The following is a 26,735-nucleotide window of genomic DNA, read 5'->3' on the forward strand; positions in this document are numbered from 1 at the left end:
ATGGATAAGTTTATTTCTTCACTGCAAATATAAAAACTATTGTTGTTTTATTTGTTCATATAAAGTTAATAGACCGAAGGAGGTAAGACTATGTTGTATTTCTTAACTTTGTGGCTTGCAATCGGTAGGAGAACATGAAAATAAGCGAAGATGATTTACGACGGCAAATAGCGAGGGGCGATGAAAGAGCTTTCGCTAGGTTCTATTATCAGTATCAAGATACCGTTGCGAAACATGCTTTTCGTATATTGAAGGACCGGGAACAGACAAGGGAAATTGTGCAGGATGTGTTCTTGAGCCTTTGGAAGAAGCACAGCGTATTTCTAACCATCGTCGACTTGGATGCTTATCTTTATATAGCAACCAAAAATAGCTGCCTAGCTTCTATCCGTGCGCGTATCCGGGAACAGGGGAAAGTAGAAGTTTGGAAAGAAGAGCAGACGTACATGCATTCCACGCCGGACGAGCATACGGACCCAGTATATGAACTATTAGATCGTGCCATAGACGACTTGCCTCCGCAACAACAAAAGGTCTACTTGCTGAGCCGGCACAGCCGGAAAAAATACGCGGAGATCGCCGACGAACTAAATATTTCCAAAGAAACTGTTAAGAAGTATTTACAGCTAGCCAACCAATCTATCCAATCGTACATCAAAAAACATAAAGACGCCGTTATTTCTTTACTTCTCTCGTTTTTTATTAGCTAAGACTGTCTTCTGGGCCTTCTGGATTCAGCCCGGTATTCTCCTCCTTATCTGGATAGCCGTCGTCCTCTACATCGGGGTCTTGTTGTGCCGGTTGGACGGACAGGTCTTCATCCATTTCATCTAGTTGTACGGAATCGTCTACTAAGACATCATCGAAATTGTCGATTTCGCCCTCAAGTGGTTCCTTCTTATCTTGATATTCGTTTTGTGTGTACGGGTTTTCCTCATCGTAGGTAGAGTTATTATCCTCACCTTGCGGAGCCGCGGTATCGTAGGGCAATGGGTGATCATACGCATTATCGCCGGTTTCGGGATCTAACTCAAAGCTGTCTTCTGCTTCGTTAAATTCTAAATCCTCTCCCGTTGGCTCTTGGGTCTCCTGCTTATCTGTATCGTCCAATGGTACACTGGGTGCATTGTCTTTCTTATTTGTATCTTCCATATTGCTGTATTTATGCTATAGTAAAAGAACTGCTATGCTGGCTAAATGTTTTTATTTCTGCAAAAAGTTAGATCGAATACCCCCTTTTATACATAGACCGGCATCTTTATAGGTAAAGCTAGCGCCGACATGGACAACAACATACATCGTATCTCGTATTTTCTACAGAAATATTTAGATGATGATATCTCAACAGCGGAGTTATCGCTACTCCACACCCTATTGGAAGAGAGCGACGAAGACGACATCAAGGCGGCTTTTGACCTTATTTGGAACAATACACCGCTATCACCAGATAATACCGATCCTTTATTTTCCAACGAAGAGGCCGATGCTGTGCTTCGGGATATCATAACGCAGGTTCCGGTGACGCGTCGAAAAACGAAGTGGAAGGTCATGACAGCCTATGCGCTAGCGGCCTGTGCCGTGGGGGCCCTGTTGACGTTTGCCTGGATCCATTTGAACCGAGAGACGTCGTTTCCCCAAGAGGCTGTATCCATCGTCTCACAGAAAATCGAACAAGATGTGGATCCTGCGCAAGAAGAGGCCATTCTTACATTAGAAGGAGGAGAGACGTTATCCCTGCACGATATCAAAGCTGGAGATAGTATCCGGATGGGTGACATAAAGTTGGTAAACACCGACGGTTTGCTTTCTTATGAGCCAGCACAGGTTGAAGGCCCCGGAACACAGCACTTCGTACAGACACCCAAAGGCGGACAGATTAGTATGAAACTACCCGATGGTACGAAGGTGTGGCTCAACGCCGATTCACGTATTACATTCCTATCTAACTTGGGCGTGAAAGATCGCGAGGTAACGGTAACGGGAGAGGTATACTTCGAGGTAGCAAAATTGGACGGTAAACGGTTTACGGTAAAAAGTACGTCGGGCGAAATCGAAGTATTGGGCACTAAGTTCAATGTACGCGCCTACCCAGAAGATAAATCTATGCAAACGGCACTGGTTGAAGGAAGCTTGGCAATAAAAACGAGCTCGGATCGGGTTGTCCTTAAACCTAATCAAGTAGGTGTTGCATCAGCCTCTCAGCGGATCTCGGTATCTCAACACGGGCATATCGCGGATATCATCGCCTGGAAAAATGGTTTGTTTTTGTTCGAGAACACGACACTCGCCGATGTGGGCCGACAGTTAGGCCGCTGGTATAATATTCAGGTGCAGTTGGGCGACGGTTTGGCCGTCCAACGGATTACGGGAAAGATAACCAGAGACGTCAAGCTTTCCGAAGTCATGAAAATGCTACACTATTTAGGAATAGAATCGAAGTTAAAAGATAATAAATTGATCATGATACAAAACGAACATGCCTATGAAAAAACAATTAAAATGTAATTGCCAATTGAGAAATAACCGCATTATGAAAGACAAGTTAAAAACGAAAAACGCTAGATCTAAAAAATGATGTATTTTAAAAAAGTGATGAAACTAGTAGCTATGCTATTGCTTTTTACGCTTTCTACCGCTACGGCGAGTAGTTACGGCCAACAAAATATTACCTTAAAGACAAACCATACCCCGCTAGGTAATGTGCTCAAAAATCTGGAAAACCAAGTCGATTATTATTTTGTATATCGCGAGGCCGAAATAAAGGGGATATCAATAGACCGGGTTCAACTGAAAAATGTACCGCTTACTAAAGCATTGAACGAGATATTGCAGGGGACGAATATTGTATACAATATCGTTGGTAAAAATATTGTACTAAAGAAAGTTTCCGCTGTAGCTGCTCCTATCATACAGCAACAGGTAGCGGGTACTGTAGTCAACGACCTGGGAGAGGCCTTGATTGGTGCTACCGTGGTGGTTCGGGGAAAAAGCTTGCAGACACAAACGGACGTAAATGGGGCATTCCAATTAACGGGCGTAGAGAAGGGGGACGTTTTGGTAGTGTCTTATATCGGCCATTCACCGGGCGAACTGGTATACGATGGGCAAACACAACTATCCATTACACTTAATGCCACTGCCGGTGATTTGGATGAAGTAGTCGTGGTAGGTTATGGTACGCAGAAGAAAATAAATTTGACGGGCGCTGTAGGCTCGATTTCGGGCGAAGATTTGGAAAGCAGGCCGATTACCAATGTGGGACGCGGATTACAAGGGCAGATACCGGGGCTGACAGTGAGAGGAGAGAATACCGCCCCTGGTGCGCAAGCGCCTAAGATTCGTATTCGTGGCGTGGGTACTTGGGGTGACGCCGAACCGCTGATTGTTATCGACGGCGTGCCCGGTGGCAATATGAATATCCTGAATCCCGACGATATCGAAAGTATCTCGGTACTGAAAGACGCTGCCTCCTCTTCTATTTATGGGGTACGGGGCGCAAATGGGGTTATTTTGGTGACGACCAAAAAAGGTACGTCCGGCAGCCCAACGTTGAGCATGAGCAGTTACTTTGGTTGGCAGACGCCCACGGCGCTACCGAAGTTCTTGGGTTCGCCCGACTACATGATGCTGCAGAACGAAGCAAATATTAACGCTGGGCAAAATCCGACCTATACGGAGGAGCAGATTGAAATTGCACGTAATGGATCGGATCCAAACTATTTTGCAAATACCGATTGGATTGATGAAGTATACCGCAAGAGTGCTCCGCAACAAAATTATAACCTAAGCCTACAGGGAGGCCATGACAAAACGAGTTACTATGCTTCGTATGGTTATTTGGGTGAAGGTGGACTCGTCGTTGGCGACAATTTTAAAGCGGGAAGACACAACGCGCGTTTACGGTTAAACACGGAGGTTTTTGACCGCATTAAATTAGATGGTAACTTGGGATATGTAGATCGCGGGTATGATGGTTCGGCTTCGGGAACGAGTCCGCTTTCGGCCGCGATATCGATCCGCCCATTAGTTCCTGTACGTTTTACCAATGGTAGTTGGGGTTATCATGGCGGACAGAGCAATCCGGTGGCTTGGGCACAAGATGGTGGGACAAATAGCTTCACATCGCAAGAAATCACCGCCAACATCGCGGCAACGGTCAACCTTTTTGAGGGTCTGGATCTAAAGGGACAGTATGGCTTGGTAAAGTACAATTCCAAACGGAATACATTACTTAAAACTATCAATTATTTCAGTCCAGACGATAATGAATTGATCTACCGCACGAACTACCCGAATAGTATGCGGATGGATCATTATGCCCAAACCTACCAGACGTTTATCGCAACAGCCCATTACAACAAGACGATTCAAGAGAATCATAACATAACGGGGTTATTGGGGTATTCATTGGAGGAGACGGTAGGGAATGATTTCTGGGCATCCCGCCAAAGTCTTGCTACACAGGATTTGCCCTCGTTGGTAGTGGGTACGGAAAATCAATTGAACGGGAGTGCTAGTAAACAAAACGCACTCATGTCTTTCTTTGGTCGTGTGAATTATGACTACAATAGCAAATACTTGTTGGAAGGTAACTTCCGCTACGATGGTTCGTCGAGATTTCATCCAGACGTACGCTGGAACTGGTTCGGTTCCTTTTCGGCTGGCTGGGTATTCAGTGAAGAAGGTTTCTTTGAGGATTTAAAGGGATTCTGGAATTTGGGTAAGGTACGGTTCTCTTATGGTACCCAAGGGAATGACAGGGTTATGGATCCGAACAACAACTCGGTTCGCGACTTTCCGTATCTGGCAACCTTAGCGCCGGTTGGCGTTACGTCCAACAATCCTATCGGCGATCAGCAACGCGTGGGCTTCCGGCAAAACTATATTCCCAACCCCCTATTGTCTTGGGAGTCATCCGAAAAGACTAATATTGGTCTGGATTTAGCTTTCTTTTCGAACAGATTGAGTGTAACTGGGGATTATTTCGTCAATAACACGAATAACATATTGCTTCCACGGCTACTTCCGGATGTTATCGGCGTGGGAACAAATTATATGTCGTATAATGCGGGATCGGTAGAAAATCGGGGCTGGGAAGTGGTCCTGGGTTGGCAAGACCGTATTGGCGAGGTGCGGTATGGTGCAAACTTCAACCTGTCGGACGTGCGAAACAAAGTGACGCATTTGGATGACCGTAGCGAAGTGCTGGGCGACCGGGTACGTTTGGTGGGTCATCCATTGGATGCTTTTTATGGCTTCATCGCCGACCGCATTGCCCAGGTGTCGGATTTCGATGTAGTCGACGGGCAGTATGTGCCTAAGTTTCCGTTTCAAAGTGGGGACTTGGTTGGCCCGGGCGACTTGATCTACAAACCGACGGATCCGGATGCGACGGCAATCACGGTACAAAATGACAGGCATATTCTGGGCAGCGATATCCCTCGATATACGTACGGCTTCCGAGGCGACCTAGCATATAAAGGATTCGATTTCAGTTTCTTCTTGCAGGGTGTTGGAAAAGCAGACGGTTATCTCGCGGGTTCTGCCAGACATCCCTTCATTAACAACAGTGCGATGCCGCAAGAAGTGCATTTGGATCGCTGGACGCCGGATAACACCGATGCCTCGTATCCGCGTTTTGTATACTTACGGACACATAACACGCGCATGTCGTCCAAATGGATCGAGGACGCCTCGTACTTGAGGTTGAAAAATGTGCAACTGGGGTATACGTTCCCGGCTCCATGGATGGAGAAAATGCGCGTAAGCAAATTAAGGCTGTATGTATCGGGAGAAAACCTTTTTACCAAAACGGATTTCTTCTATGGGTATGACCCGGAAGTGCCGGTGGGTAATACGGGTGGATACTATCCGCAGGTGAAAACGTTTACGGTTGGTCTTAACTTAAATCTTAAATAATCGTTAGCTATGATTCTTCGCAAAAAATATATACACAACTTTAAATTAGCGGTATTGCTGCTGGGTTTAGGAACTATGAGCAGCTGTAGTGATTTTTTGGATCGGTATCCGCAGGACGAGATTGTCGATGAGACGTTCTGGAAAACGCAGGAGCAACTGGAAATGGCTGCAACGGCCATCTACTCACGCGTGAAGGCCAAAAACTTCGTGGATATGGAAAATATGGGGGAAAATACCATGTGGCCACAAACGAATCAGTACAAAGATATTGGATCGGGCGTGTTCCCCGTAACGCAACCTACCGTGAACGACGAATGGCGGAATATGTTCCGGGATGTACGGGAATGTAATGCTTTTTTAGAAAACTATGAGGGGGCAGAAGAAACAGATCCAGGTGCAACGGAAAGACTTGCTGCGGAAGTGCGCGTAATCCGTGTACTGAATTATAGCTTTATGACCTCATTTTTTGGTGATGTGCCCATTATCACCAGTACGCTTGATCCGGATGATCCTGAAGTGTATGGAGAGAGAGATCCCCAAGAACAAGTGGTAGACTTCTTGTTGAATGAACTTGATCTGGCTGCGGAGCATCTTTCGGAGGAGATTCCGACGGGTGATAATCTGGGTAGGGTAAATAAGGCTACGGCGTTGGCCTTAAAGGCGAGAATCGCCTTGACATATGGACGCTTTGAGGTGGCCGAACAGGCGGCAAAGGCGGTGATGGACATGGGTATTTATTCGCTGTACAGCACCGGTGATCCGGAAACGTCGTACTATGATCTGTTTACACGAAATGGTAAACTCGCAGAAGGACGTAATAAAGAAACGATCTTTGCACGTATGCACAAGATGGATATCATCATGCATAACTTAAGCCGGGAAATCCAGGTGCCGGATCAATTTGCCCGCTTTGTGCCTACACGTTCGCTTGTAGAATCGTATTTATGTAGCGACGGGTTGCCGATTGATAAATCGCCCCTTTATAAAGACGATACCTATGCGGATGTGTTCAAAAACAGAGATCCGCGCATGACGCAAACCATCCTCGTACCGGGCGATAGCTGGGGGGGACGTTATGACGGTAGACCCGTAGCGGACAATCCTGACCCGACCATCTTCATGGTACCTAAATTCAGCCAAGATGGCCGTGGTTCGGTAACGACAACAGGTTACTATTATAAAAAATACGTGGAACCAAGCGCCGTCCCTAATTACAACCGAGATGACAATGATATCCATCATATCCGCTACGCAGAGGCGTTGCTTACCTATGCAGAGGCGCGTTTCGAACAGGGTAAGCTGACGCAAGCTGATCTCGATATCTCCATCAACTTGCTTCGTGACCGGGTGGGCATGAGCAGAATGGACCTCGCTTTCTTGGCGCAGCACGGCATGGATGTCCGTGAAGAGATCCGCAGAGAACGTCGTGTCGAATTAGCGCTCGAAGGCCATCGCTATTTTGACGTGAGAAGGTGGAAAGAAGGGGAACGTCTTGGCCGAGATATCGAAGGTGTAAAAGCTTCGTGGTTTCCGGCATTAAGCTCAGATGCTTACCGAAAAAACGCGGAGGGCTATTTGGTCGTGCAATGGAACAGGAGATTTGAATCTCCGAAGAATTATCTGTGGCCCGTTCCACAGGTACAAAGGGAGCGAAATCCGGCACTGGGACAAAATCCGGGTTGGGAGTAGTATACTATTTTCCCGTCAATACAAAAGCGGTATCTTTTTAGGTACCGCTTTTTGGTTATTTTACTTTGCGATACGCTTTAAATATTCTCCGTATCCGGACTTTATCAGAGGTTCGGCGAGTTGTAGCAGTTGCTCTTTGTCAATATAGCCCATCCGGTAAGCGACTTCTTCGATAGCGCCGATCTTCATCCCCTGCCGCTCCTCAATAACCTGGATAAACTGACCGGCTTGCATCAGTGATGTGATGGTTCCGGTATCCAGCCAAGCGGTTCCGCGGTCGAACACGCCTACTTTAAGTTTGCCCCGAAGGAGATATTCTTTGTTGATGTCGGTGATTTCCAATTCTCCGCGCGCGGAGGGCTTTATGTTTTTAGCGATTCCAATCACGTCGTTATCATAAAAATAGAGCCCCGGCACGGCATAGTTTGATTTGGGTACGGCTGGCTTCTCCTCTATGGATACCACGTTTTTCTCCGCGTCAAACGCGACGACACCGTACCGTTCGGGGTCGTGCACGGGATAGGCGAATACCACCCCGCCGTCCGGATCGGCACAACCTTGCAGCAATTTGGACATTCCCGATCCATAGAAGATGTTGTCGCCCAAAATGAGCGCTACTTTATCGCTACCGATAAATTCTTCGCCTAAGAGAAACGCTTGTGCAAGTCCGTCTGGACTGGGTTGTTCTTTATAAGAAATCTGACAGCCGATTTGAGAACCATCTCCCAGTAGTTTTTGAAAATTTGGTAAGTCTTGGGGAGTCGATATGATGAGAATCTCGTGGATACCGGCCAACATCAGGGTAGATAGTGGGTAGTATATCATCGGCTTGTCGTACACCGGCATAAGCTGCTTGGATACGGCCAGTGTTAATGGGTGTAAACGCGTGCCGGAACCTCCGGCTAATATAATACCTTTCATTTTTTCGCTTTTTACCGGTAGAAACTTTTAGTGTTCTAACGCAATCATCTCCGTTAGGCTATCTAACCAAAACGGAACTCGAACGTTAAAAGTACGTTTTATCTTACTTTTATCCAATAGAGAATAGGCTGGACGCTTGGCTGGCGTGGGGTATTGGGATGTAGGAATGGGGGTTACTCGGCATGTGGTGCCAATCAACTCCTGGATCTTGACTGCAAAATCATACCATGAAAGCTGGCCCTCGTTGGAATAATGATAAATACCGGGGTGCCATTTATCGGTTTTTATGATAGCAATAATCGCTTGCGCGAGGTCTCTTGCGTGGGTTGGAGAACCGATCTGATCGTGAACGACGGACAATTCTTCTCGTTCATGCAGCAGGCGAACCATGGTTTTGACAAAGTTATTGCCATACGCTGAATAGACCCAGGAAGTACGTATAATAATGCTCTCGGGAGCCCATTTTTGTATAGCTTGCTCACCTTTCCACTTCGTCAGCCCGTAGCAATTCAGCGGTGCGGTGGGCGCGTCTTCTTTTAGGGGTTCGCTGGAATGGCCGTCAAAAACGTAATCGGTGGAAATTGCAAGCAGTTTTGCTCCATGCAGGCGGCAATATTGTGCTATTTCCTCTGTAGCCAAATGATTAACGGCATCTGCGAGTTCCGGTTCACTTTCCGCTTTATCCACGGCTGTGTATGCTGCTGCGTGGATAATGATATCGGGTTCATACATCCCTAGTATATCTTGGATAATAAGCGTTTGTTCTAGTGGAAGTTGCTTTCTATCCAAAAAGAATGTCTCGAAAGCTTCTTCTTTTCCGAACAGTGCTTTTAGCTCGGAGCCTACCTGTCCATTAGATCCTGTTATGAGGATTCGTGGGGCACGGCCTGGGGTTCGTGACGCCGTATCCGTAGATTGTTGATTGTCTTGCATTGGCTTTTATTAAATGTGCTAGATTACTTCTCCCAGAAAGGTAGAACCTGATCTTTGTCGGAGATAACTAACTCGTCTTCTGGCAATCGCCAATCGATTGCCAATGTCGGATCGTTGTAGCGTATGCCCCATTCAGAAGCCTTATTGTAGAAATTATCACATTTATAAAAAAATGTAGCAGCATCGGAGAGCACGACGAAACCGTGTAAAAAGCCTCGCGGAATAAATACTTGCAGATTGTTTTCATCGGAGAGTTCGACTGCTTCGTATTGCCCGAAGGTAGCTGAATCAGGGCGTGCATCTACCATGATGTCTAACACGCGTCCCTGCAATACGCGCACCAGTTTCGCTTGCGCGTGTTCGCCTCCTTGGGCGTGCAGACCACGGAGCACACCTTTGGTGGAAAATGACTGGTTGTCTTGTACAAAACGTGTTTCCGTGCCGCTTAGCTCCTGGAAGGTTTTTTCGTTAAAACTCTCAAAGAAATAGCCTCGATTATCGCCCAGTTTTAGGGGTTCTAAAATAAAGCATCCTTTGAGTTTCGTTTCTATTTTCTTCATCTATTGTTTTTTTGCCTCCTTATTTACCATATTGCTCCTCATAATACTGCTGATAATTTCCCGAGGTGACGTTCTCTAACCACTCCCTATTGTTTAGGAACCAATCGATAGTCAGGGAAAGTCCTTCTTCAAATGTAACCGACGGCGTATATCCTAATTCGGTACTGACTCGGGTGGCATCAATAGCGTAACGCAAATCATGGCCCGGTCGATCTTTTACATAGGTAATCAATTTTTCTGACGTTCCCGAAGACCTGCCGAGCTTCTCGTCCATCTGTTTGCAAAGCTCTTTAACCAGATCAATATTTTTCCATTCATTGAAGCCGCCAATATTGTACGATCTGCCGTTTTCCCCTTGGTGAAAAACTAGATCAATGGCTTTAGCGTGATCTACCACAAACAGCCAGTCGCGGGTATATTTCCCATCGCCGTATATAGGAAGCGGTTTGTTGTTCAGTATATTAAGAATACAGAGGGGTATCAGTTTTTCGGGAAAGTGATTCGGCCCGTAGTTATTAGAACAGTTCGTGATAACGACCGGTAATCCGTATGTGTCTTGATAAGCGCGTACAAAATGGTCGGAAGAGGCTTTTGACGCTGAGTATGGCGAATGCGGATCATACGGGGTATCCTCCGTAAACAGCCCGGTTTCTCCTAAAGTACCGTAGACCTCGTCAGTTGATACATGATGGAAGCGCTTGCCTTGGAAATTGTCTTTCCACGTTTCACGTGCCGCATTCAAAAGGTTCACCGTGCCCACCACATTCGTCATCACGAAATCAGTTGGCGTCGAAATAGACCGATCCACATGAGATTCCGCCGCTAAATGGATGACACCATCAGGCTGATGATCCTTGAATAACGCCAATATGCCCGCTGCATCGCGGATATCTTGTTTGATAAAGGTGTAATTCGGTTTTCGCTCTATATCTTTTAGGTTTTCCAGATTACCGGCGTAGGTCAGGGAATCGATATTCACAATATGGTAATCGGAATATTTGTTTACAAATTCGCGAACCACATGCGATCCGATAAAGCCCGCTCCGCCTGTAATGAAAATCGTTTTGTTCATAATTCAAAGTTACTTCTTTTCCGCTTTTTCTTGATAAAAAGGGACAAAAATCAAGACTGAATATGGTTCTGCGATTTTCCTTTGTCTATTCCTAAACAAAATAAACTCACTTCGTTCAGACAGAATTTTGTTTTTGACGGAATAGCCTTTATGAAAATGGCCGCAGAACAATATAAGGTCGTTTAAAATACGCGTAAACACATAATTATATTAAACTTTTAGATACGCCATGCACGATCCCCAAATTAACAGATAATGTCGCATCAAAAATTTTGAGATATGTAGAAACAATATTTTTGCATTATCCAGCCCATCAAAATTTTTAAGCGACGATTTTTTTTGTTTCTTTTTTTGAGGGAAAAAAAGAAAAATTATATCGCTAATTTCTGACTATCCTCAAATATAGTGGCATTTTTTATGGGGTTGTCTTTCAACAAATCAAAAGTATCGTATTTAGTTGCTACCATTTTAAGCGCGCGAAGGTGTTTTTCGTGATGCATGTCTGTTCCGACTAAATCATACATCCCTGATTTTATTAATGTGAGTGCTATTGATTTAACATGCTCTCCATAATATCGGGATACGGCTAGGAGATTTAGTTGCAGTAAGCAGCCTGCATCTTTAATTTCTTTGTATACTTTAAAGTTCTGGTGATAGTAATTGTAACGTTCTGGATGTGCCAAGATGGGTTGATAGCCTTTCTCTTGAATATCTTTTATGGTCTGGAAAAGTGCTCGTGATTCTGCTAAATAGGACATTTCGATAAGTATATGTCTATTCGGTAACGGACAGAGGTTTTTGCTCTGAATCAAGGTTTCTAGTTGATCATCAACCATATATTCCGCAGAATATTGAAGGTCGAACTTAATTCCCCGATCAGTAATCGCTTTTTTTAGTTTTGCGTGAGCGTCTTGGATAGTAGTTGGTGTATTGTCGTGCACACCATGCATCACGTGCGGTGTCGATATACATCTATGAATTCCTAATTCTTTTAATCCTTGTACGAGCGTCAGGGACTGGTCTATGTCTGGGCTGCCATCATCGATACCGGGTAATACGTGGTTGTGCATATCTACCCCAATCCATGCTAATTTTCCGACAGCCTCATTTTTCTTTGTATTACTTGTAAATAAATTTTTCCAAAAAGACATTATTAATAATTTTTACTTAGCTATTCCCTATTCCAGGCTCCCCATTATAAAGTATAACGCAACAATAATACAGCCAATATTATAAAAATAAAACGAGGATTACGATTAAAATGCTACTATTAATTAAATAATTGTTAAATTAACGGAGAATTTTCTTTTTCTAAAAGTTCATAAATATGTTTTACATCCTGCGCGGAGGCTTTATTCATAACCAAAACGGCATCGGCTGTATTGACCACCACGCAGTTTTGTAAACCCAGGAATACGGTGTGTCTATGGTTTTCGCCAATGACAATATTGCCGGACTCATCTTTCGGGTGCCCTTTGGATATAAGGTAATCGTATAATGAATCAAATGATCCCATATCCGACCAGTGGAAGAACGAAGGCACGACTTTGATGCTATCGCTACGCTCCATAATAGCGTAATCGACGCTCTTTGACGGTATCTTACGGGAAAGCTCTTCGTCTAAAACTCCTTCTTTCGCTGCTTCAAAAGCGCATTTTGATGCGGTGTATACCTTCGGATCGAAGCGCTCGAGCTCTTGTAGATAGGTCGACGCTTTAAAACAGAATATCCCCGAATTCCACAAGAAGTTACCGCTCTTCAAGAAGTCTTTCGCTGTTTCATAGTTGGGCTTCTCCCGGAAGGAAAGGACATCATTTCCTTCAGATTCAATATAACCATAGCCCGTTTCTGGCCGTGCAGGATTTATTCCGAACGTGACAAGGCTACCATCTTTTGCAAACTCTATCCCACGTTTGATAGCCTGTAAATATTGCTCCTCGCCTTCGATTAGGTGATCTGAGGGGGTAACGATCAAGATATCGTCGGGGTCTCGCGATAATGCTGCGAAGGCTATAGCTGCCGCCGTATTCCGGGGGACGGTCTCCACAATAATATCGTGTGAAAGAACTTTTAAATTCTCTTTTGCCAAGTCGATATTCTGTACTGAGCCCACCAAGACCACATGTTCACATACGGATTTGTTTCGCTCGATAGTCAGCTCAAATAACGATTTTTCGTTGAAAATAGGCAGATACTGCTTTGGTTTTGATTTACGGGATAAGGGCCATAATCTTGAGCCTACCCCACCTGATAATATGACATTTATTGTCTTTCCCATAATTTAAATATCGGTTTGTTTTTGCGTTTGAAAGTGTTGTTCTATTAGCGCGGTCGTAATCTGATCCCGCTTAAGGTAAAGCTGGGCACTGGCCATGGCGTCTGACAGCGGATCATGGTGGTTTAGTTCGATCTCCATAATACGACAACAGATACTTAGCTTCGTTCTCTTAAACCCCTTGGACCGGTATATTTCGCTAGTACACTCCCAAGTGGGTGACAGCTGCAACATACTGTAGTTCAAATTATATAGCCCCATCGTTTTTATGAGGACCTCTCTATCAAACTTTTCGTTATGTGCCACCATTCTACTTCCTTTGAGGTAGCTTTCGATCGTTGGGAACAACTCCAAAAACGTAGGTGCTGCTAATGTATCTTTCGGTTTAATACCATGCACCCGGGTTGTTTGCCACATGTATTGGTTTTTTGGCGGACGGACCAGACTATGAAATTGATCTACAACTTCGCCGTCTTTCACCTTTACAATGCCCACGGCACACACACTGGTATAAGCTGCGGTAGCGAGTTCAAAATCTATTGCCGTAAAGGTCATTATATATTAACTATTTTTTAAAACTTTACAAAGATACCACATCTTCTTCATTTTTTCCTTGATGAAAAAACGAAGCAAAAAAATCAAGACTGAATATTGTTCGGCTATTCTTATTCGACTATTCCTGAACAGCATGAACTCACTTCGTTCAAACAACATGCTGTTCTATACGGAATAGCCTTCATAAAAATGGCCGCAGAACAATATAAGGTCGTTTTTAGTTCGCGTAATCGCTGATTTTTTATTGATCAGTTTTACTTACGCATTGCACAATCCCTTCCTTAACTTTTGGGGTCGCATCCAGATATTTGAGGTCTGCAGAAATTCATCCTTAGTACCAACCATTATCTCAAATATCTGAAGCGACGAGGTTTTTGCGTACTTTTTTACGGGAAAAAAGTACATAAAAGAAAATTAATACCGATATCGCTCCCGCCATTTGGCACGAAGGGACTCTCGGAGCTTATTTTCAGAAGGGTTGTTTCCGGGATCGTAAAGCAGCGTACCGCTTAGCTTATCGGGGAAGAATTCTTGTTCTACGAAATTACCGGGATAGGTATGTGCATATTTGTATGCTGTGCCGTAGTCTAATTCTTTCATGAGTTTGGTCGGTGCGTTTCGCAGATGTAAGGGCACGGGCAGGTCACCTGTTTTCCGGACCAGTGCTTGGGCCTTACCGATGGCTTCATAAGAGGCGTTGCTCTTTGCCGAAGAAGCGAGATAGGTAACTGCTTGGGATAAAATAATACGGGATTCTGGCCAGCCGATGACATTGACAGCTTGAAAGCAATTGTTTGCTAATAATAGGGCGTTAGGATTGGCGTTACCTATGTCTTCGGATGCAAGAATGAGTAACCTTCTGGCGATAAAAGACGGATCTTCTCCGCCTTCCACCATCCGCGCAAGCCAATATAAAGCAGCATTCGGATCGCTTCCGCGAATGGACTTGATAAAGGCAGAAATAATGTCGTAATGTTGTTCGCCCGTCTTATCATACAAGGCCATATTCTGTTGCACCTGTTTAAGCACGAACGCGTTGGTAATGGGTTGTTTTTGCGCATGGGCTGCTTGAACGACCAGTTCGAATACATTGAGCAGCTTGCGGGCATCTCCACCGGAAAGCCGGAACAAGGCTTCATATTCTTCTATTTGAACAGGATGTTCTTGTAGGTAACTGTCTCGTTCGATAGCCTGCTCCAAAATAGCCGTCAACTCCTGTTCGGAGAGATGTTCAAGCACATACACTTGGCAGCGGGAAAGTAAAGCGGAGATCACCTCAAAAGAAGGATTTTCGGTGGTGGCTCCGATAAGGGTTACCAGTCCGCGTTCTACGGCTCCCAAAAGGGAATCTTGCTGTGATTTGGAAAAACGATGAATTTCATCGATAAATAGAATGGGCTGCTCTTGATTAAACTGATACAGTTTATCTGCTTTTTCAATCACCTCTCGAATATCTTTAACGCCCGACTGAATAGCACTTAATGAAAAAAAAGGACGCTCCAACTCCCGAGCAATAAGCAATGCTAAGCTGGTTTTGCCGACACCCGGCGGCCCCCAAAAGATCATCGAGGGTATATTTTTTTGCTCTACGGCGTTACGAAGAACAGCGCCTTCTCCTATAATATGATGTTGCCCAATATAATCTGCAAGACCTTTTGGGCGCATTCGCTCTGCTAAGGGTATCGATGTTGCCATAAGACAAATATACTAATTCCTTTAGCAATCAGTGAAAGATGACTAATGTCTCGCTCCGCTACGATTCCCTCTCCAAATGGCGAAACCAAGACCTAAAACCAATAAAATCGATGCAATTAACGAAACGACATTACTGATCTGCATTGTTTTTGGAGCAAAAATAAACTCGACCGTGTGGTTTCCTCCAGGTACCTGTAATGCACGGAGAATATAATCGGCCCGAACGATTGGCACCTCTTCTCCATCGATATAGGCTTTCCAGCCCTTGTTGTAAAACACTTCAGAGAACACAGCAAAAGCATCTGTTGGCGAGGTATATTCGTATTTAAGTGTGTCGGGATGATAAGATACTAACTTGATTTCGGCGTTTTCTGATTTTCCCAGACGAGCTGTATTCAGCACATGCTTAAACTCTTCATGCACGAATGCCTCCTTCTGCGGATCGAAGCTACTGATAGCCTGCATCTCTTGTGCATTGCTGCTTACGAATGTTACCCTATCAACAAACCATGCGTTGCCGGCTGCTGTACTTCTTCGTTTAATCTGCTCCGCGTTATTCTCCGGGTTTTTTGTGATTACATAACGCACGTTGAACATATCCAACACGTCTTCGTTAACAGCGCCATTAAATTGATGCTCGAGCACCTCTTGGAAGCGCATCAGCTTGGCGGCGTGGTATCCGCCTAAATTCTTGTGATAAAAGGACGCACGTGCATCGGAAAACGGGTTGGTCGTTAAATCGAACACGCGGTAACTCAGATCTTTGTCCATCCGGATCAGCTGATCGACTTCCCGCTCTGGAATCCGGGTATTGGAAGCACGCTCATCGACAAAGGAGTCATTGTTAAGGTACCGTTTATCTACCGACCATAAATCGGCGAGAATAACAATGCCTAGTATGCCAATAAAAAGCGGCATGCTCAGTTTCTTCTTAATATAGAACCAGATCAATCCGAATGTAATCAATACAATAAAAAAGGAACGATAGGCATCTGCCGTTGCGAGCGACGCCCTATCTTTGACCAACGCGCTAGCTACCTGCCCCGCTGCTTGCTTATCACCAAACATCTGCTCCAAAGAAGAAACCAATTGTTGATGTTGGGAGTTTCTGAAGTCTAGGAACAGACTCGGCATGAGGGCTATCAGCAAACAAAATCCACCGACCCCAGCAAACGTATATAGTATTTTTTTATCTAGGTTTGGAATCCGATCGGCATTTGTGAACAGTTCATTTACCGCCAGAATAGCCAATATGGGAATGAGGATAGCCGGGATGACCAAAATGGATTCGACCGCTCTAAATTTATTGTACATGGGGAAGTAATCGAAAAACAGATCGGAAACCAATGGGAAGTGACGTCCGAAAGCCAAAAGGATGGTCAATACCGTCGCGGAGAGAATCCACCACTTGATTTTTCCATTGACGATAACCAGTCCCAAAATGAACAGGAATATGACTGCCGCTCCAAAATACCACGGCCCGGAGGTGAACATCTTCTCTCCCCAATAAGTTGGTAGCTGGTTAGCAAACTGCGCTGCTTGCATCTCTGGAACGCCCAATCCGGTCATCGTTTTTGTCACTTCGGACTTACCGTCCAAGACGCCTCCTGAACGCCCGCCGTAGGCATTCGGAATCAAAAATGTAATGTTTTCACCAACGCCTTGGCTCCATTCGTAAGCATATTGTTTGTCGAGACCTCCGGATCTACCGCTGTTATCATCTACCTTCTGGATATTAGCTTTTCCGCGGATTGTCAATTGGCTATACTCGTAGGTGGGAAATAAGACGGATGCATTCACCAACACCGCAACAAGGACGGCGCCTACTTGAAGAGCGGATGCTTGCAAAAAGGGTTTCCATTGTTTGTCGCGAATGGCATAATAGAGTTCAAATCCGACAAGTACCAATAACGCAATAAACAGATAATAGGTCATTTGGATGTGGTTCGACCGAATTTCCAACGCGAGAAAAAGCGTTAGCAAGACGGGACCCCAGAGTCTGCTCCCACGATAACATAACAGGATGGCACCGATAATCGGTGGGAGATACGCAATGGCATATGCTTTATTGAGGTGACCTGCCTCTATATAAATAAAATTGTAGGATGTAAACGCCAATGCAACGGCCCCAACTGCTGCCAACCACGGTTTGACGCGTAGGACAGAAAACAGAAAATAGCCGCCTAAAAGATATAACAGAACAATATCTGTAGGGGCCGGAAAAACGGTGTTGATGCCTTTGTTAATATAAGACGTCACATTATTGGCATGTTCATACCAAATCTGATAGGTAGGCATACCGCCGAACATGGAGTTTGTCCAGCTGGGAGCGCGCCCATCCTTTTCTTTGTAATCAAAAAGCTCTTTCTGACTGCCCACGGCTTGAACCACATCGGATTGAACCAACGTTTTTCCTCCAAAAATTGGCGAGAAATAAAAAAATACCAACGCGATAAATATCGCCAAGATGATGAGGTGCGTTGAATTCTCCTTAAACCATTGTTTCATATGGGTATAAATTGTTTTTTTTAATGCGTCAAGGCCAAAAATATATAAATAATTGGAATCCTAATGCTATTAATTGGTTTTTTGTATCAGCCGCTGGATGTCGGATAGTTCGCCGAACAGCACAAGTAAGTCTCCTTCTACAAGCCTTGTTTCGGAGCTGGCAATACCCGATGCTTCGTTTCGTTGGACGGTCTTTCCGGATACCTTTTCTTCGTAGGATTTGACGGTTGTTAAAACAATAACTTTGTATTGATTGGTAAGGTTTGCTTCTTTCAACGTCATCCCGACATATTTGCTGGGCACGCGTGTCTCTACTATGCTATAACGATCTGATATCTTAAACGAGTCAATAATATCCACATTATCGAGCCGCATAGCCAAACGCTCTGCCGCCTCTTCTTCCGGCATGATATAGTCATCTATCTTCATTGCCTCCAATACCGTTCGCTGTAGTTCAGAAACAATTCGCCCGATAATCCGCTTTACGTCCAACTGCTTAAGTAGTGCCGTAGTCAATAAGGATGCGCCTTCATCTTCTCCGATCGCGACGATTACAGCATGAGCGTCTTTTAGTGGCAGGGAAGTCATCGCTTCTCTATCGGTCGTATCCATGCATACGGTGTGCGTAATTCGATCTTTGAGTTGCTCCACAATAGCGAGCTTTTTATCGACAGCAATAACCTCGTGTCCTAGTTCCGTGAGGTGTACCGCTAATGATTTCCCGAAGTGTCCTAGTCCTAATACTATATATTTCATTCTTTGTTAGTGTTCATTAAAATAAAATCTTTTCGGTAGGGTAAATATAGCTTTTGTTTCTGATGTTCTTAATGAACGCGACCAATAAAGTCAACGTTCCTACGCGCCCTACAAACATCGTAGTGGCAATCACGATTTTTCCTCCAGAAGATAGCGAAGACGCAATGCCTAAACTTAGTCCGCAGGTAGAATAGGCAGAAACTACTTCAAAAAGGAGTGCTTTCATTTGCTGTGTAGGATCTGTAAAGTTTAACAGTACAAAGCTGAACGTAATGGTAAGCACGGAAAGGATGATAATGGCAAAGGCTTTATTGACCGACTCTGACGCGATGCGGCGTTTGTACATTTCAATAGATTCCTTACCCCTTGCTAAGGCGAAAATATTCATTAGTGCTAGCGCTACAGTGGTAACTTTCACGCCACCGCCAGTGGATCCGGGCGAAGCTCCTATCCACATGAGCGTAACCATCATGATTAAGGTCGGTGTAGCTACCATGTTAATATTTACACTATCGAACCCCGCAGTTCTCGACGAGTTTGCCATAAAAAAAGAAGTGGCCCATTTTCCGAATATAGTGGTGTCCTCGGTCAGCGTATGGTTCTGTTCTAACACGAAATAAGAGACGGTAGCCAGCAGCAATACAATTGCATTACACGAGAGCATAAAGCGTGTATTGAATGAAAATGCGCGCGGTTTGTGTGTATATGGCCGTCTAAGGAAGAGTTTGCTGATTATCTGTGCTGCTTTTTGCCGTAGAAACGTGTAAAAGTTGTACACTGTGCCGAAACCTAGCCCTCCTAGTATGAAAGAGCAGGCGATTGCTATCTGAAATGCGTAGTTAAACCGGTAGCTTTCGTGGCTCATCCCCTCCGGGAGAATCGAAAAGCCTGCATTACAAAATGATGAAATAGCGTGAAAAGCGGAAAAAAAGATGCGATCTCCTATAGACGCAAATTGCGCTGCGTCTAGCGACATGAAGATGAAAATCCCGCCGATAAGTTCGAAAAAAAGCGTAATAAGGATAATCTTAAGCAGTGTCGAGATGACGGAGTTCAGTTTGTTCTCCCCCAATATTTCACCGAACAGGAGCTGGTTTTTGTAAGAGAAGCCGCCCGAAAAGAAGTAACCGAAAAAACCGGTAAACGTCATGATTCCTAGTCCGCCGATTTGGATGAGCAACATGATAACACTTTGTCCGAAAACAGAGAAATTGGTGGATATATCAGTAACTGTGAGTCCCGTTATACAAACGGCACTCGTAGCCATAAAAAGCGCATCTACAAAACTCAATGGCGCGACAAGAGTTGTGCGAGGCAGCATCAAGAGTACCGTCCCTAAAAGTATCAGTGTTAGGAAACTGATAACAAATAGAATAGTAGGATTGAAATAAAAGTTGTCGAAAAAGAGGCTATTACGCGACAATTCGGATAGAAAAACTAATGCAATGCCTAGGTAAACCCATTCCATTTTGGCCAGATATGCCCAATCTGCTAGTCGTGAAACGCTAATGACGAGGAAATAGAGGAGCAGCACCAGACCGGAAATATGAGATACATTGATTTTTCGCGCAATTAAGATCGTGGCGATTGTTCGGAGCGCACTTAGTATGAAGAGGACGTAAAATGTCCCGATGACACCATGTTCAAAATTTTCGGCAATTTGTTTATCCGTTATGTAGCCAATATGGGCAAGGGCCACTAGCGCACCAACCATACATAGATAGAACATGGTTTGATCTACTAGTTTGTTCCTATATTTTAGTAAAAATTTGAAAAATCGAATCATTTAATCTATATCTCCCAGAGCACAATACGGCTACTTTTCTTTTTTCTTAAACAAACCTCTAAAGAATCCTTTTGTTTGTTGTGATGTTTCTTTAGTCTTCTCGACGGTTTCTATTGCTATTTCCGCACGCTCTTTCCATTTTTCCTCACGTTCTTCGCTAATTCCAGCCGTTTGTTTGATTCCGTCCAACAAACTTTGCCACAGATTCTTGAAGAATGTGTGTTCGGGAACGCGGCGGTGATTTACCTTCCCGATATGGTATTTCTCGTTTGCGTCTGGATTACTGTCATTTATAACAAGTTGGTTAACTAAAAACGATGCTATCTTGAGTGAGCTTTTCTTTTTCGGCTCATCTGGGTCTGCCTTTAAATCGAGCTTAAGATTATCGTAATCGAAACGGAAGTCACCTCGGCTACGATAGTCTGTTCCATTGATACCGAAACGGATACGACGGATATTACCCGACCTTATTTCGACATTCAACAACGGATACAGAATACGGTTAAATGCTGTTGCGTTCATGCTTCCAACTGTCCCGTTATAGCTGTGTTCACCGGTTTTGCTCAGCATATCAAATGAAAATTTGGCGTGTAGGTTTCCCCTGTTCATGATTTTCGCCCACAGATCGGCCTGCATATATTTATCTTTCGATAAGGTAAGTGTGTCGTTTGTCACGTTGGTCAACGTGCCCGTTGTTCCGTTAAAGCTAATCTCGCCTTCCCGATGATACTTACCGCTCATTTCACCATATATGACGTCTACGTTTTTCACAAAAACCGTATCTAAACGAATCATTTTATCTATTCGCATCAACTTCTGGTGCGGTGCTTGTCCGATCTGGTTGACAGGCTGTTTAGGATATCGCTTGTCTCCGTATAATTTAGCATACCCACTTTTTATGTATACGCGATGCGCTACCGTTTGCTGTTTTTCGATCAATTTCTTAAAATCCAGCCGCTCGATATACAGGGTGTCAAAATGTAAATCGGCACGCGTTACATTTTTGCCGTGTTTCTTATAAAAAGCCGTTTTTTCTAGCACCGGTTTATAAGCTACATTGGTTAACAAAAGCGTCTGTTCTTGTGTATTGATTTTGAGCGCGTCAAACTTAGCCGCATAAAATCCATTCGAAAATTCGTATTCGAAGCCAGGCACCATGGCCTCAATCATTTTTGTATAGTAAAGACGCGATGTGTCTGCTTGGGTGTTTTCATTGATTAAAATATCTTCCACCCGAATTTGAACGCTGTCTAGGCCAAAGCTGCTCGATTGGTCGTCTGTCAGTTTGGTATATCTAAATGCGGCACTTTCAATGTCAATTCGCCCAATATTCACCGACGTAAACACCTCTTTTACTTGTTCATATAAGCTTTTCTTCGATTTCTCCGTCGAAACTGTATCATTGTATGCGTGGTATTTATTCGTTAGATGAATGTCCGGATCGACTAAATCAATGGACTTGATGTTCAGTTCTTTATCCCGAAGCACATCCAAGATACCAAAGCGCTTTACTTTCAGTTCTTTGATTTTGATCTCGTAGAGGTTGTCTGGCGCAAGTTCGGCCGCCTCCATACGAGCATACACTTGTGTATCTGCTTTTAATATGGCATTTTTTAACGTGACGTTCCCTAAAGCAATGGCCATGTCGAGGTGATCATACGTCAAACTGTATAAGCTATCGGTCGAGTTTAGGACGAGTTCTTTTAATTTATCTTCTACTATAGGTTTCCAGTTACGCGAAAAATACCAAGATATTCCCGCTAAAGCCATGACAATCAATATAAGAATGCCGATGACCCATTTCCAAATTGGTTTCATATGTAAATATTCCGTCTTTTAATGGCCATATGTAATACAATCAAACCGCTGTTTATGTTTTGGTAGCGTCTTTTCTTTATGCTTTAGTTTCTCGTATCTTGATTATGATATATACTTAAATAACTATCGTAACGGGATGATTCAATCTCACCATTCTCTACTGCTTCGAGAACAACACATCCCGGCTCATTGATATGCCGACAGTTGTTAAAGCGGCATTTATTCAATCGAGCACGCATTTCGGGAAAAAAATGGGCTAGTTCCGTTTTTTCGATATCAACAATACCGAGCTCTCTTATGCCTGGTGTATCGATAAGCTTGCCGCCGAATGAAAGGTCAATCATTTCGGCAAAAGTTGTTGTGTGCTTTCCTTTATCGGACCAGTCTGATATTTCGCCTGTTTTTAAGTCAACTGAAGGTTCTATAGCGTTAATGAGCGTGGATTTGCCGACACCGGAATGGCCGGACACCAGCGTGGTTTTGTCTTTCAGTAAGAGCCGCAGTTCTTCGACGTTGGTCTTTTCTCTTGCCGACGCCGTATAGCAGGGATAACCGATATGTTCGTAGATGGCCATATAGTCTGTTAGTATCTCCAACCCTTCGTCAGAAAACAGATCTAGTTTATTGAATACTAAAATGGCGGGAATATCATAGGCTTCTGCAGTCACCAAAAAACGATCTATGAAGCCAAGGGAAGTAGGAGGCGAAGCTAACGTAACAACGAGCATGGCCTGATCGAGATTTGCACCAATGATCTGGGTTTGCTTCGAAAGGTTAATAGATCGACGGATAATATAGTTTTTTCGCGGTTCGAGAGCCGTAATAACAGCGCTATCTTGATCTGGCTCCAGTTCATAATGCACCCAATCGCCTACAGCAACCGGATTGGTAGTCTTAATTTCCTTTGTGCGAAACTTACCTTTGATGCGGCATTGTATACGCTTGCCCTCTTCGCTTTCCACTAAGTACCAACTTCCTGTCGATTTCGTTACTAAGCCGCGCATATTTATAGAATATGTTGTTTTAATATCGCCATAGAGCAAATATAGTCTTCTTCCCCTTTTTTCCTGATAAAAAGAGGACAAAAACCGAACAAAGTGAGTTCATGGATACTAAAATAAACACGAATCCATAAATCAAGGCTGAATATGGTTTTGCTATTTCTCATCGAATCAAATTGTTTTTCAAGGCGATGGGGCTGGTTTCTGACCGCAAAACAATATAGGACCGATTAAGCCCGAGTATCTGAAAACTGCTCTTGATCGCTTTTAGACACGCCGTGCACTACCCCAAAAATTTAACGGATTATGTCGCATCAAAAATTTTGAAATCTGTAGAAATATCATTTTAGCAATATCCATCCCATCAAAATTTTTAAGCGACGATTTTTTTTGCTTCTTTTTTTGAGGTAAAAAAAGAAGAAGAAAACCTATTTTTGTTAAATGGTGAAGAAATTATTTCTGCTAGATGGCATGGCCTTGATATACAGGGCTTATTTTGCATTGAGCAAAGTACCTCGTCTTACTTCCTACGGCTTGAACACGGGCGCGATTATGGGTTTTACAAATACTTTATTGGAAGTTCTGAAGAACCAAGAGCCGACTCATATTGCGGTGGTGTTTGATACCGAGGCACCTACGAATCGGCATCTTGAATTTGAGGCCTACAAAGCGCAACGACAGGCTATGCCGGAAGATCTGGTGAAAGCAATTCCTTATATCTTCCGCCTTATTGAAGGGTTCAACATCCCCATCATTACAAAAGACGGGTACGAGGCAGATGATATTATTGGAACGTTAGCAAAAAAAGCGGAAAACGAAGGTTTTACCGTTTATTGTATGACGCCGGATAAGGATTTCGGACAGTTGGTGTCTGATCAGATATTTATATACAAACCGGCTCGTATGGGCAATGGCGCGGAAGTTCTGGGGGTGCCTGAAATTTTGGAAAAATGGGAAATATCGACCGTATCGCAGGTGATCGACATCCTTGGGCTTTGGGGTGATGCAGTGGATAACATTCCGGGAATCCCCGGTATAGGTGAAAAGACGGCAAAGAAGCTGATCCAGCAATATGGTTCTGTCGAAAAACTCATCGAAAACAGCCATGAATTGAAAGGTAAGCAACGGGAAAATGTAGAGAATTTCGCCGAACAAGGCCTTATATCGAAAAAACTTGCGACCATTTTACTGGATGTACCTGTCGAACTGGAGGAGAAGCGATTGGAAATAGAAGAGCCTGATCGAACATTATTGGAACCTCTTTTTGCAGAATTAGAATTTCGGACACTAGGCAGACGGGTATTTGGCGATGACTATAATATTGTGGAAAGTGCTGACAAGAGTGCGTCGGGTCAAATGGATTTATTCGCAGCAACGCAACCCGAATCTGCTGTGACTTCTGCCATCGCGCCTACTGAGCCGGTTGTGGCGGGGCTAAACATTCATAACACACCGCACGAATACATATTGGTGGACACCGTAGAAAAGCAGCAGGAACTTGCACAGCAACTGGCTGCGTTATCCAAATTTTGCTTTGATACGGAAACGACTTCCGTTGATGCTTTAGCGGCTGATATTGTCGGTTTTTCATTTGCTTTCGAAAAAGGAAGGGCCTACTATGTCCCTACACCGGCGGATCGCGCTGGTGCGGAAGCTACCATTGCTATTTTTAAAGCTGTCTTTGAAAGTCCGGACATCGAAAAAGTGGGGCAAAACCTGAAATACGATATTCTTCTTTTATCACGCTATGGTGTTTGTGTACAGGGACGGCTGTTTGATACAATGATCGCGCATTATCTTATCGATCCAGATACACGCCATAACATGGATATTTTAGCGGAGAACTATCTGGGATATACACCGGTCTCGATCACGGAACTCATCGGCCCTAGAGGTAAAAAACAAGCTAACATGCGGGATGTGGAAGTAGAAAAAGTGGTGGAGTACGCTGGCGAAGATGCTGATATTACCTGGCAGTTACATGAAGTCCTAAAACCTTTGTTGGAGGAAACGCATACCATGCGGCTGGCGGAGGAAGTTGAATTCCCACTTATTTATGTCCTTGCTGAAATCGAAAAAAATGGAGTGAAAGTTGACGTGAATACGCTAAAAGGATTCTCGCTGGCGCTCGATGAAGACATTAAACGTCTGGAACAGGTTATATACGAAAAGGCAGGTATACAGTTCAACGTCGCATCTCCTAAACAGTTGGGCGAAGTGCTTTTTGACAAATTGCACCTCGATCCGAAAGCGAAGAAAACCAAAACGGGCCAATATAAAACGGGCGAGGATGTATTGTTAGCGTTAGCGCATAAATCGGATATTGTAAAAGATATACTTGACTTTCGGCAACTACAAAAGTTAAAATCGACTTATGTGGATGCTTTGCCTGGGCTAATCAATCCAGAAACTGGCCTAATACACACGTCGTACAACCAAGCCGTGGCTGCGACGGGAAGATTGAGCTCTACAAATCCGAATTTACAGAATATTCCCATTCGGACAGAAAGGGGCCGCGACGTACGGAAGGCCTTTATTCCACGAGAACCGGGGCACGTGCTCTTATCTGCCGATTATTCGCAAATTGAGCTTCGCCTAATGGCATCGCTCAGTCAGGATAAGAATATGCTAGATGCTTTTGCTGCCGGACACGATATTCACCGCGCTACGGCGGCACGCGTATACGGGATACCATTGGAACTGGTAACCTCGGATCAGCGTCGAAACGCCAAAGCGGTTAATTTTGGTATTATATACGGGCAGTCGGCTTTTGGCCTTTCACAAAGCCTCGGCATTCCACGAAAAGATGCGGCGGCTATCATAGACCAATATTTCTCACAGTACACCGGCATTCAAGAATATATGCGAAAAGCTATCGAGTTTGCCAAAGAACACGGCTATGTGGAAACTATTTTAAAGCGAAGACGTTATTTGAGAGATATCAATTCAGCGAACATAACTGTTCGTGGTTTTGCTGAACGAAATGCGATCAATGCACCTATACAGGGTTCTGCAGCAGATTTAATCAAAATAGCGATGATTAATATTCAGCAGGATATCGTTGAAAAAGGATTAACAGGTAAGATGATTATGCAGGTACATGATGAGTTGGTATTTGATGTTCCTAAGGATGAAGTAGAACAGCTATCTTCTATCATTACAGAGCGCATGCAAAACGCTATCGATTTAGAGGTACCTATTGAAGTAGAGGCGGGTACGGGGAACAATTGGTTAGAAGCTCATTAAA

At 44.1% G+C, this 26,735-nt stretch carries 19 protein-coding genes; 5 read left to right on the top strand and 14 right to left on the bottom strand.

Annotation, left to right across the window (positions count from 1 at the left end; all coding sequences use genetic code 11):
* Window positions 1-134 precede the first annotated feature (134 nt).
* A complete protein-coding gene (locus C5745_RS13440; protein WP_105717527.1) occupies window positions 135-710 on the top strand; it encodes an RNA polymerase sigma factor in 576 nt (191 codons plus the stop codon).
* Here C5745_RS13440 and C5745_RS13445 read toward each other — a convergent pair.
* Window positions 703-1,152 (bottom strand): hypothetical protein, encoded by a 450-nt coding sequence (locus C5745_RS13445; protein WP_105717528.1) that lies wholly within the window; start codon window positions 1,150-1,152, stop codon window positions 703-705. The genes C5745_RS13440 and C5745_RS13445 overlap by 8 nt on opposite strands.
* Before the next feature lie 129 nt (window positions 1,153-1,281).
* Between C5745_RS13445 and C5745_RS13450 the strand changes: the two genes are divergently transcribed.
* The 3 genes from C5745_RS13450 (at window position 1,282) to C5745_RS13460 (ending at window position 7,608) form a co-directional block, all read left to right on the top strand.
* Entirely contained in the window at window positions 1,282-2,505 is a 1,224-nt protein-coding gene (locus tag C5745_RS13450) for a FecR family protein (protein WP_105717529.1), read from the top strand.
* A gap of 66 nt (window positions 2,506-2,571) precedes the next feature.
* Window positions 2,572-5,919 (top strand): TonB-dependent receptor, encoded by a 3,348-nt coding sequence (locus tag C5745_RS13455; protein WP_105717530.1) that lies wholly within the window; start codon window positions 2,572-2,574, stop codon window positions 5,917-5,919.
* A 9-nt stretch (window positions 5,920-5,928) separates the two neighbouring features.
* Window positions 5,929-7,608, top strand: a complete 1,680-nt coding sequence (locus C5745_RS13460) for a RagB/SusD family nutrient uptake outer membrane protein (protein WP_105717531.1) — start codon at window positions 5,929-5,931, stop codon at window positions 7,606-7,608.
* Between the two features lie 60 nt (window positions 7,609-7,668).
* Here the strand turns inward: C5745_RS13460 and rfbA are convergent, their stop codons facing one another.
* From rfbA to rsgA, 13 genes are all read right to left on the bottom strand, one after another.
* Window positions 7,669-8,529: a glucose-1-phosphate thymidylyltransferase RfbA gene (gene rfbA / locus C5745_RS13465; protein ID WP_105717532.1), complete on the bottom strand. Its 861-nt coding sequence runs from the start codon at window positions 8,527-8,529 to the stop codon at window positions 7,669-7,671.
* 27 nt (window positions 8,530-8,556) lie between these two features.
* On the bottom strand, window positions 8,557-9,462 hold the full coding sequence (gene rfbD / locus C5745_RS13470; RefSeq protein ID WP_105717533.1) for a dTDP-4-dehydrorhamnose reductase: 906 nt from the start codon (window positions 9,460-9,462) through the stop codon (window positions 8,557-8,559).
* Between the two features lie 23 nt (window positions 9,463-9,485).
* Window positions 9,486-10,022 (bottom strand): dTDP-4-dehydrorhamnose 3,5-epimerase, encoded by a 537-nt coding sequence (gene rfbC / locus C5745_RS13475; RefSeq protein WP_105717534.1) that lies wholly within the window; start codon window positions 10,020-10,022, stop codon window positions 9,486-9,488.
* Between the two features lie 19 nt (window positions 10,023-10,041).
* Window positions 10,042-11,094 carry a dTDP-glucose 4,6-dehydratase gene (gene rfbB, locus C5745_RS13480; RefSeq protein ID WP_105717535.1) on the bottom strand — a complete coding sequence of 351 codons (1,053 nt, stop codon included), beginning with the start codon at window positions 11,092-11,094 and terminating at the stop codon, window positions 10,042-10,044.
* A gap of 371 nt (window positions 11,095-11,465) precedes the next feature.
* A complete protein-coding gene (locus C5745_RS13485; RefSeq protein WP_105717536.1) occupies window positions 11,466-12,245 on the bottom strand; it encodes a tyrosine-protein phosphatase in 780 nt (259 codons plus the stop codon).
* A 134-nt stretch (window positions 12,246-12,379) separates the two neighbouring features.
* On the bottom strand, window positions 12,380-13,372 hold the full coding sequence (locus C5745_RS13490; RefSeq protein WP_105717537.1) for a mannose-1-phosphate guanylyltransferase: 993 nt from the start codon (window positions 13,370-13,372) through the stop codon (window positions 12,380-12,382).
* Window positions 13,373-13,375: 3 nt separating this feature from the next.
* On the bottom strand, window positions 13,376-13,924 hold the full coding sequence (locus C5745_RS13495) for an exonuclease domain-containing protein (RefSeq protein WP_105717538.1): 549 nt from the start codon (window positions 13,922-13,924) through the stop codon (window positions 13,376-13,378).
* Between the two features lie 414 nt (window positions 13,925-14,338).
* Entirely contained in the window at window positions 14,339-15,619 is a 1,281-nt protein-coding gene (locus C5745_RS13500) for a replication-associated recombination protein A (protein WP_105717539.1), read from the bottom strand.
* A gap of 42 nt (window positions 15,620-15,661) precedes the next feature.
* Complete coding sequence (locus C5745_RS13505; RefSeq protein WP_105717540.1) at window positions 15,662-18,127, bottom strand: YfhO family protein; 2,466 nt, start codon at window positions 18,125-18,127, stop codon at window positions 15,662-15,664.
* Between the two features lie 69 nt (window positions 18,128-18,196).
* Window positions 18,197-18,883 carry a potassium channel family protein gene (locus C5745_RS13510; RefSeq protein WP_105717541.1) on the bottom strand — a complete coding sequence of 229 codons (687 nt, stop codon included), beginning with the start codon at window positions 18,881-18,883 and terminating at the stop codon, window positions 18,197-18,199.
* 16 nt (window positions 18,884-18,899) lie between these two features.
* On the bottom strand, window positions 18,900-20,612 hold the full coding sequence (locus C5745_RS13515; protein WP_243403345.1) for a TrkH family potassium uptake protein: 1,713 nt from the start codon (window positions 20,610-20,612) through the stop codon (window positions 18,900-18,902).
* 87 nt (window positions 20,613-20,699) lie between these two features.
* Window positions 20,700-22,487: an AsmA family protein gene (locus C5745_RS13520; protein WP_105717543.1), complete on the bottom strand. Its 1,788-nt coding sequence runs from the start codon at window positions 22,485-22,487 to the stop codon at window positions 20,700-20,702.
* An 83-nt stretch (window positions 22,488-22,570) separates the two neighbouring features.
* Window positions 22,571-23,491 (bottom strand): ribosome small subunit-dependent GTPase A, encoded by a 921-nt coding sequence (gene rsgA / locus C5745_RS13525; RefSeq protein ID WP_105717565.1) that lies wholly within the window; start codon window positions 23,489-23,491, stop codon window positions 22,571-22,573.
* A 441-nt stretch (window positions 23,492-23,932) separates the two neighbouring features.
* On the opposite strand from rsgA, the gene polA reads away from it, so the two are divergent.
* Entirely contained in the window at window positions 23,933-26,734 is a 2,802-nt protein-coding gene (gene polA / locus C5745_RS13530) for a DNA polymerase I (RefSeq protein WP_105717566.1), read from the top strand.
* Window position 26,735 lies beyond the last annotated feature (1 nt).

It is taken from the genome of Sphingobacterium haloxyli (genome assembly GCF_002980525.1).
GTDB classification, from domain to species: Bacteria; Bacteroidota; Bacteroidia; order Sphingobacteriales; family Sphingobacteriaceae; genus Sphingobacterium; species Sphingobacterium haloxyli.

Excerpts from the sequence above, each read along its gene's own strand:
- rfbC (WP_105717534.1), bottom strand. The coding sequence starts at position 10,022 with ATGAAGAAAATAGAAACGAAACTCAAAGGATGCTTTATTTTAGAACCC.
- C5745_RS13505 (WP_105717540.1), bottom strand. The coding sequence starts at position 18,127 with ATGAAACAATGGTTTAAGGAGAATTCAACGCACCTCATCATCTTGGCG.
- C5745_RS13445 (WP_105717528.1), bottom strand. The coding sequence starts at position 1,152 with ATGGAAGATACAAATAAGAAAGACAATGCACCCAGTGTACCATTGGAC.
- rsgA (WP_105717565.1), bottom strand. The coding sequence starts at position 23,491 with ATGCGCGGCTTAGTAACGAAATCGACAGGAAGTTGGTACTTAGTGGAA.
- C5745_RS13500 (WP_105717539.1), bottom strand. The coding sequence starts at position 15,619 with ATGGCAACATCGATACCCTTAGCAGAGCGAATGCGCCCAAAAGGTCTT.
- rfbA (WP_105717532.1), bottom strand. The coding sequence starts at position 8,529 with ATGAAAGGTATTATATTAGCCGGAGGTTCCGGCACGCGTTTACACCCA.
- C5745_RS13450 (WP_105717529.1), top strand. The coding sequence starts at position 1,282 with ATGGACAACAACATACATCGTATCTCGTATTTTCTACAGAAATATTTA.
- C5745_RS13510 (WP_105717541.1), bottom strand. The coding sequence starts at position 18,883 with ATGAAATATATAGTATTAGGACTAGGACACTTCGGGAAATCATTAGCG.
- C5745_RS13490 (WP_105717537.1), bottom strand. The coding sequence starts at position 13,372 with ATGGGAAAGACAATAAATGTCATATTATCAGGTGGGGTAGGCTCAAGA.
- C5745_RS13485 (WP_105717536.1), bottom strand. The coding sequence starts at position 12,245 with ATGTCTTTTTGGAAAAATTTATTTACAAGTAATACAAAGAAAAATGAG.
- C5745_RS13495 (WP_105717538.1), bottom strand. The coding sequence starts at position 13,924 with ATGACCTTTACGGCAATAGATTTTGAACTCGCTACCGCAGCTTATACC.
- C5745_RS13520 (WP_105717543.1), bottom strand. The coding sequence starts at position 22,487 with ATGAAACCAATTTGGAAATGGGTCATCGGCATTCTTATATTGATTGTC.
- C5745_RS13515 (WP_243403345.1), bottom strand. The coding sequence starts at position 20,612 with ATGTTCTATCTATGTATGGTTGGTGCGCTAGTGGCCCTTGCCCATATT.
- C5745_RS13440 (WP_105717527.1), top strand. The coding sequence starts at position 135 with ATGAAAATAAGCGAAGATGATTTACGACGGCAAATAGCGAGGGGCGAT.
- C5745_RS13460 (WP_105717531.1), top strand. The coding sequence starts at position 5,929 with ATGATTCTTCGCAAAAAATATATACACAACTTTAAATTAGCGGTATTG.
- rfbB (WP_105717535.1), bottom strand. The coding sequence starts at position 11,094 with ATGAACAAAACGATTTTCATTACAGGCGGAGCGGGCTTTATCGGATCG.
- C5745_RS13455 (WP_105717530.1), top strand. The coding sequence starts at position 2,572 with ATGATGTATTTTAAAAAAGTGATGAAACTAGTAGCTATGCTATTGCTT.
- rfbD (WP_105717533.1), bottom strand. The coding sequence starts at position 9,462 with ATGCAAGACAATCAACAATCTACGGATACGGCGTCACGAACCCCAGGC.